We start from the raw sequence: 10,703 nt of genomic DNA on the forward strand, positions 1-10,703 counted from the left end.
GTAATCATTTATGTGTAAAGTTATACCCTACCACTTAAATATTAAAAGGCCATTTCATAAAATGTTCACAATAGCAGTTTAAAGTCCTTTTCTCTCGAATGAGAGGTAATCGAAATGCGCTCAAGATCTACCCACCGTATTTACGGGCTTCCGCTAGTGTTGTTCGTTTTTCTTTCCTTACTTTTTATTTCTGCTGGTGTTTATCTGGATAAAGAAGATAAGCGCGTAAGAGTTTCAAAAGCCCAGTCAGTGGCAGAGCAGGTAAAAATTAGCTTGGAAGTATTCTCTACCGAACGCATCCAAGCCGTTCACAATTTAATGCGTAACTGGCCAACCTTTGCGCCCAACCAGGTAGATTGGTTTAATGCGCAAGCAATGTCGTTGATGGGGATGCAGCGCGGCTATAGTTCGCTAACATTTGCTGATCAGAACGGCGTTATTCAATGGGTTGCTACGCCCTCCCATGGAATGAAAACCCGCTTATCGAACGAACTTATCGGTCAGCCACTCGCGTCGGTAGGGCTAACTATTCCCGCTCTGGCTGAATCGTTGGCGAGCACATTGGTACATTCGTCAGCAACGGGTCACTACCATATTGTTGTTGGTCGCTCTATTAGCCCTCAAGAACTTAATCACGGGTACTTATTGGCGGGCTTTGATGCGCAAACTATTTTGGGCGTTATGCTAGGCGAGCTAGAAGGTCCTCAGTTTAATTTTGCGCTTCGAGACTCGGGGCACACCCTATTTAGCAATGGTGAGTTGGTTAATGATGGAACCGTTATTACTACTGAGCCTTTTTCATTTATAGGTCGTCAGTTTTCGCTGTCTATGCAGACCGAAGTGGGGCGTTATAGTGCTGGTGTATTAGTTGCGGTAATAGGGCTTTTCATGTCGGCATTGGCCAGCTGGATTTTTCATAAGCAAATGAAAGGTGCGGTGCGTCTATCGATTAGTCAAAAGCGCTACCTTACGGCAAGTGAGGCCTCATTAGATGCGTTAGTTATTTATCGCCCTGCAGGCAATGATTATGAATTAGTTGAAGCAAACCGCTACAGTCGACTTCTATTTCGTGGGGCATGTGCAGAGTTAAGCACTAAAACACTGAAAGCTCAGTTAACGCTGCTAGGCAAAGCTGACCTGTTTGATAGTGTTGTTGCGGTGGCAACAAACAACACGCCCTTTGAAGAGTACGTCGCTATTAAGGAAAGTAAAATTGCGCCTGAATGGCTTAAGGTACAAGTGGTTAAGGCGGGTGACAATATTGCCTTAACCGCTAGGGATGTCACAGAAAGATTCAAAGCTCAGCGAGCACTTAAGAATAGCGAAGAGCGCTATAGGAGGCTTGTCGATGGCATGCATAGACACTTCGTTTATACCAAAACTGCTGAGCATAAGTTTATTTATGTGAGTGCTGGGATTGAAACTATTTTGGGGTTTACGCCAGACTATTTCATCGAAAAAGAGTCTCGACTGGTAAGGAAAATACCTGATGAGACCTTCAATATACGAATGAAATCGGGGCAGGGGGTAAAACCCGATCCTTATTTGGTTCACTACACCAGCTGTGAAGGAAAAGAATTGGTACTAGAGTTTTCAGATACGCCTATCTTGAATGAGTCTGGTGCCCTAATTGCAGTGGAAGGTATTGCAAAAGATGTAACCAAAGAGCAGGCGCTGCAAGAAGAAGTCGCCTATCAGGCCAATCATGATCAACTCACAGGTCTACTCAACCGCTATGCTTTTGACAAACAACTCCGTGATATTTTAGAGGCGAATTCAGCCGATACGCCTGATAAAAATACAGACGTGAAAAGAGACAACGTCACTACCATATACCCTTCACTAATCTCGGCTAATACCACTAATCCTGGCGTAATGTGCTTTATTGACATGGACAGGTTTAAGTTAGTCAACGACAGCTGTGGTCACCCCGCTGGCGATAAGTTACTTCAAGAAGTGTCTACTATATTTCGGCAGCACATTAGCGACAAAGACTTGCTTGCCCGAATAGGGGGCGACGAATTTTGTATTATTTATCACGAACAGCCTCTCGATAAGGTAAAAATAAAGCTCGATAAGCTGTTAAAGGCTATCTCTACTTACCGGTTTATGTATGAAGATAAGCTATTTTTCGTTGGGGCGAGCATTGGTGTCATTGAAATAAATCCACAAGAACATAATGCGGCAGAGCTTATCAAGGCCGCTGACAATGCCTGCTACAAGGCCAAGCATTTAGGACGAAATAGATACTTTGTTTACCATGCTCACGATGCACAACTGAACATGGATAACAGCGAAAATGATGTATTACACACCCTGCATAAAGCGCTGCAGTTCGATGGTTTTGAATTATATAGCCAAGCCATTATGCCCCTTAATGGCATAACTGAAGACGATACCAACGGCCTTGAACACTATGAAATTCTTATACGCTTAACCGGAAGTGATGGCACGCTTATTAGCCCAGGTTTGTTTATACCTCTTGCCGAGCGTCATGGCTTGATGAACAAAGTGGACTACTGGGTGGTAGACAATACACTAAAGACATTAGAGGCCAATCCACTGCATGTAGACAATGTGGCTAAAGTAGCGATTAACTTGTCGGGAATTACCCTCGGCGATGAAATCACCTTGTTAAAAATTACCCAGCGGCTTCAAGGTACGACAGTACCACTAGAAAAAATTTGCTTTGAAATCACAGAAACCACAGCCGTCACTAACTTAAGTGCGGCCAAACATTTTATTTCCACCCTTCGGGAAATAGGGTGCAGCTTTGCCCTCGACGACTTTGGTGCCGGAATGTCGTCGTTCACTTACCTTAAAAACTTGGATGTTGATTACGTCAAGATTGACGGTTCCTTCGTTCGAAATATTGTTCACGATCCGATTGATCATGCTACAGTTACTGCGATAAATAATATTGCTCACAGTATGGGTAAGCAAACGGTGGCGGAGTTTGTGGTAGATACCGCAACGGCAAATGTACTAAAGGCACTACAGGTAGACTATGGTCAAGGTTTTGCCTTAGACAAGCCTAAGCCCCTTGCCCATCGCGTACAGTGGCTTACAAAACTCGTGTCTGTTTAGGAGAATAAAATGGGCTTATTTGACACCTTGCTAGGTAACGCTAGTGAAACCAGTGCTGAAGCGGTAAATGAAGAACTCTCACCCATATTGGCTGAAAATGAAACCGTCACCGCAGCATTTAAACTAGTAAGAGATTTAAGCGTATTTACCAATAAGCGACTAATTCTTATTGATAAGCAAGGGCTAACGGGCAGAAAGGTTAACTACCATTCTATTCCTTATAAGTCGATTACCCAGTTTGTGGTAGAAACGGCAGGACACTTCGATACCGATGCAGAACTAAAAATATGGTTATCAGGTAAAAGTGACGCTATAGAAATTGAGTTAAGTAAAGCATCTGCGCAAGATGTACAGAAAAACTTAGCCAATCAGATGTTTGCTTAATTCTATATTGATGAACGGCTGGGGTTTCACGGCGGTTTGAAATAGAGAAAGTGAAGTATAAATAAAAACGGCGGTGCTTTTAAAAGCCCCGCCGTTTTTTTATTTACCGTTTTTCTCAACGCCTAAAATTTAAAACCTTATTGCTCAGGCGTTAAATTTCTGTCGAAGAAGTTAGTAATGGTTTTGTACAAGTGAATACCCGTTTGCTTACCACGAATGCTGTGCTTCTTACCTGGGTAATCCATGGTTTCAAATGGAATTGCCAAATCTTGAAGATGCTTGTATAGCATCGTAGAGTGGGTGAACAGTACGTTATCGTCAGCCATTCCGTGATAAATAAGCAAGTCACCTTTTAAGTCTTTCGCGTAAGGGAATACGGAAGAGGCTGTGTATGCATCGTCATCAGTTTTAGGGTTGCCCATATAGCGTTCAGTGTAATGCGTATCGTACAAGCGCCAGTCGGTAACGGGAGCACCAGACACACCTGCTTGGAAGTAGTCGCCCGCTTTAAACATGGTCATTAGCGTCATGTAACCGCCATAACTGTGGCCATGAACACCAATACGCTTAGCATCTACATACGGTAGGGTTCGCAAGAACTCAACACCAGCGACTTGGTCGTCAACTTCTACAAAGCCCATTTTCTTATAGATAGGATCTTCAAATGCCTTTCCACGGTAGTTAGAGCCTCTGTTATCAAGGGTAAACACTACATAGCCTTTATCTACCCAATGCTGCATCAGTAACCCGCGGTTACCTGCCCAGCTATTCGTCACAACTTGCGCGTGTGGACCACCGTAAAGATACACAATAACAGGGTGTTTCTTTTCAAGGTTTTCAGGTTTGTAAATACGGTACTTTAAGGTTGCGCCGTCTTTGGTGGTAATGTCGCCAAATTCAGGTTTAGTCCACGTGTCCATGTAGGGATATAGCGGGTGGCCTTCTTCTACCTTATTTTCTTCAAGCCATGTAATACGCTTGCCAGAGGCATCATTTAAACTTACTTGGGCAGGTGAGTTAATAGTAGATAAACGGTCGATAAAGATGGAGGCATCTTTACTGAATGACACACTGTGATAAGCGCCTTCATTGGTAATACGTGAAATATCGCCACCGTCTAACGATACCGAATAGGCATGGCTTTCAAGCGGCGTGTCTTTACGGCCCGCGAAATAAATTCGATTATTCTTGGCATCAACCGCTTCAATGTTATCAACCACCCAATCGCCTTGAGTTAACTGGCGAACTAACTTGCCACTGTTCTCGTAAAGGTAAAGGTGCTTGAAGCCATCTCGCTCAGAAGCCCAAATAAACTGGTCTGAGTCAGACAAAAAGTATAAATCGTTGTGTAAGTTAACCCACGTATTACTGGTTTCGCTTAACAGTACGCTCTGCTTTTCTGTTGGAACGTTATACGCTCGCAGCTCAAGAGTCTGTTGGTCGCGAGTTTGCCACTGATAGGTGAAAGTTTCACTGTTAGGCATCCATTTACCGCGGGCAAGGTATATGTCTTTGTCTTCGCCTAAGTCTACCCATCTACGTGCACCGTTATTGATATTCTGGATAGCAAGCTCAACAAGTACATTGTTGGTGCCTGCTTTGGGGTATTTTTGTTCTATGGTTTTAATGTCGTCGGCATAAATTTCTGACCGAGAAATCACATCTACAGGGCTTTCATCTACTTTGGTAAATGCAATAAAGCTTTCATCTGGTGACCACCAGTAACCAGTCATTCTGCCCATTTCTTCTTGAGCAACGAATTCGGCCATACCAAATTTAATGTTACCGCCGCCTTCTTTTGTGATGGCGGTTTCTTTGCCTGACTCAATATGTTTTACAAACAAGTTTTGGTCGCGAATGAAAGAAATGTAATTTCCTTTAGGAGAAAGCTTAATATCAGTCTCGAATACGTCGGTATCAAGAAGTTGTTTTGCCCCTTTTTCGCCGAGTTTGTGGTAATACACATCACCACCAAGCGGGAAAAGGAGGGCCTTACCGTCTGCAGACCATTGATAGCTTACAATGCCACTACCCGACAGACGCATACGTTCGCGACGGGCTTTTTCTTCGTCACTTAACACTTCTTCGCCACTTTGAAGGTCATTTGAATCGAACAATAGGCGGGTTTCGCCACTGTCTATATGGTATTCCCATAAATCGAGACGTTCATAATCGGTCTGTTTTCCTTTTAAGAACGTAACTCTTTCTCCATCTGGAGAAACTTTAAGTGCACGAGGCGCATTGCCATCAAGGGAAGGAGAAGCGAAAATACGCTCAATATCGAGCGGTGCGGCCTGTACAGCGGTAGAGAGCATAGCGGCTCCTATTAAAAAGGCTTTTTTCATTTTTATCTGCATATTTTTAACTGTCGAATGGTTGATTGTAGAGAAACTGTCTTAGGATACAAGGTACTAAGTATGAAAACCGCAATGGTGCTAGGAGCGACCGGATTAGTGGGACGAACGTTGGTAAATATACTTTTACAGGACCGTCGCTACAGCGAAGTGACCTGTTTGGTTAGAAAACCGCTGCAGTCTAGTCAATTTTCCGACCCATATAATAGGTTAAAACCCGTGGTTATCGATTTTAATAACCTGCAGGACTACCAAGGGTATTTTAGTGTTGATCACGTGTATTGCTGTTTAGGTACCACACTTAAACAAGCTGGCTCTAAATCGGCGTTTAGGCGCGTTGATTTCGAATACGTGCATATTGCCGCGCAACTAACCCGTGCCCAGCGAACCGGCAGCTTTGTGTGGATCTCATCGGTAGGGGCTGATGCAAAAAGCAGTAACTTTTATTTACGGGTGAAAGGCGAGTTAGAAAACGCGATAATGCGCATGCCTCAGCTTCCACATGCGGCAGCAGTACGTCCTTCACTTTTATTAGGTGCGCGAAGCGAATCTCGCACTCTTGAAGATGTGGCACAAAAAACTGCACCTGCTTGGAAAATGCTGATGCAAGGGCCGTTGAAAAAATACCGCCCAGTGCATGCTTCCGATGTAGCAAGAAACATGATGACAAGGCAAAAGTGGTAGCGTTAGAGCATCACGTTCTAGAAAACACAAACAAAAACATAAAGAGAACCACCATGTTTCGCTGCAAGCAATTTGTTGTTAATCAAACCAATTGTGCCATGAAGGTAAATACCGACAGTATGATTTTAGGTAGTTGGGCTAAGCCTAATCAAAGTGCGCATATTCTTGATATAGGCACTGGCACGGGCATTCTCGCGCTAATGATGGCGCAACAGTCTTTAGCATCGGCAAAAATCACCGCTATCGATATCGACGAAGGCGCAGCACTGCAAGCAAGCGCAAACGTAGGGGCTTCGCCCTGGCCAACAAAAATAGTGGTGCAGCACACCAAGTTGTCCGACTTAGTAGCGGATAACACTTTCGATTTTATCGTGTCTAATCCGCCCTATTTCGAGCAGGTAAAAGGCCATAGTCATGCCTACAATTCGCAAAGTGACACTAGAGAACAGGCTAGGCAAACTGTTTCACTTACTCCAGCGCATCTATTTTCATTTGTCATTGAGCACCTTACCAGTACGGGTGAGTTCTATTGCCTTTATCCTTTTGCTCGGGAGAGCGAAATTACAGACTTAGCTGCTGAAATAGGCTTAGCCACGAATCGTATATTAAGAGTGCAGCACAATGACCAACACTCCCCTTATGTGACGGTATTTTGTATGAGTAAACAACACAAAAAGAGCGTTATTGAGAATTTGGTAATTAGAGATGAATCCGGAGATTACTCAAGTCGTTTCAAAGCGCTTTGCCGCGATTTTTATTTACGCTTTTAACACAGGTAGTTTGGCATGTTGATTGTAGCTGAAGCGTTCGGTGCTATTGCCGTCGTACTCAATTTTATAGGTTATAGACAAAATAGAGTTGAGCGCTATTTGTTTATCTCTGCCTTTGCTTTGCTGAGCTTAAGCGTGCACTTCTTTATGCTTGATGCCATGGCTGCCGGCGTGGGTACATGCTTAGCGGGGTTACGTAATTTCATTGCTATTAAAAACCGTAGTCGATGGGTTCTGTTTATTTTCGTGGCCGCCAATATCCTATTCATGCTGTATGAGTGGTTTATTCTGCACCATGACTGGAACATTTTTATCGCCTATGCGTCATCCCTCATTTTTACGATAGGCTCAATTGTCTTAAAGGAAACAGACAAAATAAGACGATATTTTTTGCTCGCAGAAACACTAGGGCTTATGTACGCCCTCTCAGTAGGTAGTATTTTTGGTACCGTTTTTAATATCAGTAACTTATTTAGTATTGTGACAAAGATGATTAGTGATAAAAAGAAGGTAAACCATTAGTCTAAAGTGGCTGAGCGAGGTTTTTAAAAAGCCTTTTAAAACATTGCTTTATGCTTTCTACTTTATGCTAATAAGCCAAAGTTGAATTTAATCACACCACTTCAATGGGTATAAAGAATCATCTGAGGGTATCAGGCCTCAGATTTTTACCTTGCAAGAGTATTTGTAAACTCTTCCGTAGTCTGAGAAGTGGTGTATTTTATGAATGTAGTGAACTTGCACGCTCATCGAGTGACATCGCTTGCCGATAGTCATATTGATGAAGCAGCCGAGCCCTGTGCGAAGCTGATTGGTGGTCAGTCTAAAGAAGAGACTGAACAGCTGTGGAAAAAGCGTCTTAACTTATATGTTAGCGCAGAAAAAAAGTTGTTAAAAATTAAACGACTGCGTAAAGTGACAGGGGTTATTACCTTAGCCTGTATGGGAGCATTATTTTTCTCTTTGTACATGGCTCCTATTCTTACCCCGTTCGTGTTTTTCAGTATGGTAGTGGTAATGGCTTTGGGCGTGGCAACGTACCCGGCTTGGTTCTTATTGGGTCGTAGTAGCCAGAAAACGCGCGACAGCATTTCTCGAATGTTTTACCAGAGTAACCACGAGCTCGAAATTGCAGACGGTAAGGTTACGTTAATCAATAGAGCGAGCTATGCTAACGTGACTCACGTTAATATTATGGATAGTAACCTTGGGCAATTCGTTAACTAATAAGCACCACACTCGTTATCTTCTAATTGCCCTGCTTATTGCATCCACGCTCCTAGGATTATTGCTTCTAGCCCCTATGGACGCAGCAGGTCAACTGGTCTCTTCTTCCATTATTTTGGTTATCATCTCAATATGTAGCCGTGAAGCCAATTTCGCACAACGGTTTCAATATTTCTTTAGAACACTCGCGCTGGTACTTGGTATCGCTATAACCTTGCGCTATTTATTCTGGCGGGGCTTATATACTCTTTCTGCCACTGATGTATTTTCATTTATTGCCATATGGCTTCTTTTTTTAGCTGAAATTTATGCTGGAATTACTTCAATTCTAGGGTGTATTGTCAATGTGTTCCCACTTAGTCGCCCCCAGCTTTCTCTTGATGATATAGATAGAACGCAGTTGCCCACTGTCGATGTCATGATCCCCACCTACAATGAATCACAAGACATTTTAGAAATCACTATTCGAGCAGCCAAAGTGATGGATTATCCTGCTGACAAAGTCAGTATTCATCTGTTGGATGACGGCGGTACCGACGAAAAAATAAATCAAGCAGAGGCAAAGAAAGCGCAAATAGCCGTAGAGCGCCGCGCAGAATTGAAGGCGCTTTGTGAAAGGCTAGGAGTTACCTACCATACACGAGCGCAGAACCTTTACGCAAAAGCAGGTAACGTGAACAGCGCCATTAATAATACCTCTGGTGAGCTTATTGTTATTTTAGATGCAGACCACGTGCCCACTAGCGACTTTTTAAGCCGAACTGTGCCTTGGATGGTTAAGAAAGAAAAAGTGTTTTTGGTACAAACCCCTCACTTTATGGCGAACCCAGACCCCGTCGAACGAAACTATTTCTCGGCGTTTACCCGTATGCCTTCTGAAAACGACATGTTTTACGGCACTATTCAAAAGGGCTTAGATTACTGGTCTAGTTCGTTTTTTTGTGGGTCGGCTGCGTTAATGCGCAGGGCACATTTAGAGTTAGTCGGGGGGATCTCGGGAGAGTCTATTACCGAGGATGCAGAAACCGCTTTAGACTTACATAAAATGGGCTATGAATCAGTGTATGTTGACCGCCCGATGGTAAGCGGATTAGCGCCAGAAACCTTTGATGCTTTCATACAGCAAAGGATGCGCTGGGCACAGGGAATGACCCAAATTCTATTGCTGAAAAAACCCTATAACGCGAAGGGATTGTCTTGGTATCAACGCGTTGGCTACATGAGCTCTATAATGTTTTGGCTGTTTCCCTTCGCACGGGTTGTCTTTCTGCTAATGCCGCTTGGTTATTTGGTGTTTGGGCTACAGGTTTACCATGCCTCGATGATGGAAATTCTGGCGTTCACCATGCCCCATGTTATCGCAACATACATGATTTCCACCATGCTATTTGGGCGAACCCGATGGCCGCTGGTTTCTGAGTTATACGAAATTTTACAGTGCGCATTCACACTGATGGCGCTCATCAAGGTATTTTTAAAACCTCGCGCGCCCTCATTTGTGGTTACCCCGAAAGGGGAGAGTTTAGATAAGAACTTTGTTTCGCCACTTTCTAACGTGTTCTACTGGATAACCGCATTGCTTTCGTTTGCCATGATCATCGGCATTTATAAATTCATTAATGAACCGCTTACCCGAGAGCTCACGCTAGTTGTGCTGCTATGGAATGGTTTCAATTTATTACTTTTGTTCAGCGCTATGAGTGTATTGCTTGAGCGTAAACAACTGAGAAGCCAATCACGACTACCCGCCACCGATAACGTGGTGATTAGAACGCACGAAGGGCAAGCTTGGGTAGGAGAGCTAAACGACTTGTCTTCTAGCGGGGTAAAGGTACAAATTAGGGGGGATTTATCGATAATTCCATCTAATGTGGTATTAACTTCTTGGACAGAAGCGCTAAAATCTAATGTAGATTTAAATATGAAAGTCGTCGAATTTGATAGCGATAAGAAGACGTTACGTGCAACCTTCAATCCACAAAGTGATGTGGAACGAAATAACGTTGTGGCCTATTGTTTATGTGACAGTAGACGCTGGCAATCGTTTCAACGACGCCGAACTCGCCCGATTTCATATTGGTTTGGTATGCGACATGTTCTAAATGTAGGACTAGGCCCTATATTTGCTCATTTGTTTTTCTTACTAAAAAAGCTGCTTCTACGAATTAAAATGCGTTCTGGGGTATTGAAGGAATAA

General features: G+C 43.4%; 8 protein-coding genes. 7 read left to right on the plus strand and 1 reads right to left on the minus strand.

The features are described from left to right. Positions 1 to 114: 114 nt before the first annotated feature. Positions 115 to 3,087, plus strand: coding sequence for a sensor domain-containing protein (locus AMBT_RS00560; protein WP_013782609.1), 2,973 nt, complete (start codon positions 115 to 117; stop codon positions 3,085 to 3,087). Between the two features lie 9 nt (positions 3,088 to 3,096). After that, positions 3,097 to 3,471, plus strand: a complete 375-nt coding sequence (locus AMBT_RS00565) for a PH domain-containing protein (protein WP_013782610.1) — start codon at positions 3,097 to 3,099, stop codon at positions 3,469 to 3,471. A gap of 137 nt (positions 3,472 to 3,608) precedes the next feature. Here the strand turns inward: AMBT_RS00565 and AMBT_RS00570 are convergent, their stop codons facing one another. Beyond that, positions 3,609 to 5,816 (minus strand): S9 family peptidase, encoded by a 2,208-nt coding sequence (locus AMBT_RS00570; protein WP_013782611.1) that lies wholly within the window; start codon positions 5,814 to 5,816, stop codon positions 3,609 to 3,611. Positions 5,817 to 5,888: 72 nt separating this feature from the next. On the opposite strand from AMBT_RS00570, the gene AMBT_RS00575 reads away from it, so the two are divergent. From AMBT_RS00575 to bcsA, 5 genes are all read left to right on the plus strand, one after another. Further along, positions 5,889 to 6,509, plus strand: a complete 621-nt coding sequence (locus AMBT_RS00575; RefSeq protein WP_013782612.1) for an NAD(P)H-binding protein — start codon at positions 5,889 to 5,891, stop codon at positions 6,507 to 6,509. A gap of 53 nt (positions 6,510 to 6,562) precedes the next feature. Continuing rightward, positions 6,563 to 7,279, plus strand: a complete 717-nt coding sequence (locus AMBT_RS00580) for a tRNA1(Val) (adenine(37)-N6)-methyltransferase (RefSeq protein WP_041452664.1) — start codon at positions 6,563 to 6,565, stop codon at positions 7,277 to 7,279. Positions 7,280 to 7,294: 15 nt separating this feature from the next. Further along, positions 7,295 to 7,801 carry a YgjV family protein gene (locus AMBT_RS00585; RefSeq protein WP_013782614.1) on the plus strand — a complete coding sequence of 169 codons (507 nt, stop codon included), beginning with the start codon at positions 7,295 to 7,297 and terminating at the stop codon, positions 7,799 to 7,801. A 201-nt stretch (positions 7,802 to 8,002) separates the two neighbouring features. Beyond that, positions 8,003 to 8,506 carry a hypothetical protein gene (locus tag AMBT_RS00590; RefSeq protein ID WP_013782615.1) on the plus strand — a complete coding sequence of 168 codons (504 nt, stop codon included), beginning with the start codon at positions 8,003 to 8,005 and terminating at the stop codon, positions 8,504 to 8,506. Then, on the plus strand, positions 8,487 to 10,703 hold the full coding sequence (gene bcsA, locus AMBT_RS00595) for a UDP-forming cellulose synthase catalytic subunit (RefSeq protein WP_041452449.1): 2,217 nt from the start codon (positions 8,487 to 8,489) through the stop codon (positions 10,701 to 10,703). The genes AMBT_RS00590 and bcsA overlap by 20 nt, the downstream gene beginning before the upstream one ends.

Source organism: Alteromonas naphthalenivorans, assembly GCF_000213655.1.
Classification (GTDB): domain Bacteria; phylum Pseudomonadota; class Gammaproteobacteria; order Enterobacterales; family Alteromonadaceae; genus Alteromonas; species Alteromonas naphthalenivorans.

Bases quoted from the DNA above. Each gene is read 5' to 3' on its own strand.
- AMBT_RS00575 (WP_013782612.1), top strand. From the start codon at position 5,889: ATGAAAACCGCAATGGTGCTAGGAGCGACCGGATTAGTGGGACGAACG.
- AMBT_RS00570 (WP_013782611.1), bottom strand. From the start codon at position 5,816: ATGAAAAAAGCCTTTTTAATAGGAGCCGCTATGCTCTCTACCGCTGTA.
- AMBT_RS00565 (WP_013782610.1), top strand. From the start codon at position 3,097: ATGGGCTTATTTGACACCTTGCTAGGTAACGCTAGTGAAACCAGTGCT.
- AMBT_RS00560 (WP_013782609.1), top strand. From the start codon at position 115: ATGCGCTCAAGATCTACCCACCGTATTTACGGGCTTCCGCTAGTGTTG.
- AMBT_RS00580 (WP_041452664.1), top strand. From the start codon at position 6,563: ATGTTTCGCTGCAAGCAATTTGTTGTTAATCAAACCAATTGTGCCATG.
- AMBT_RS00590 (WP_013782615.1), top strand. From the start codon at position 8,003: ATGAATGTAGTGAACTTGCACGCTCATCGAGTGACATCGCTTGCCGAT.
- AMBT_RS00585 (WP_013782614.1), top strand. From the start codon at position 7,295: ATGTTGATTGTAGCTGAAGCGTTCGGTGCTATTGCCGTCGTACTCAAT.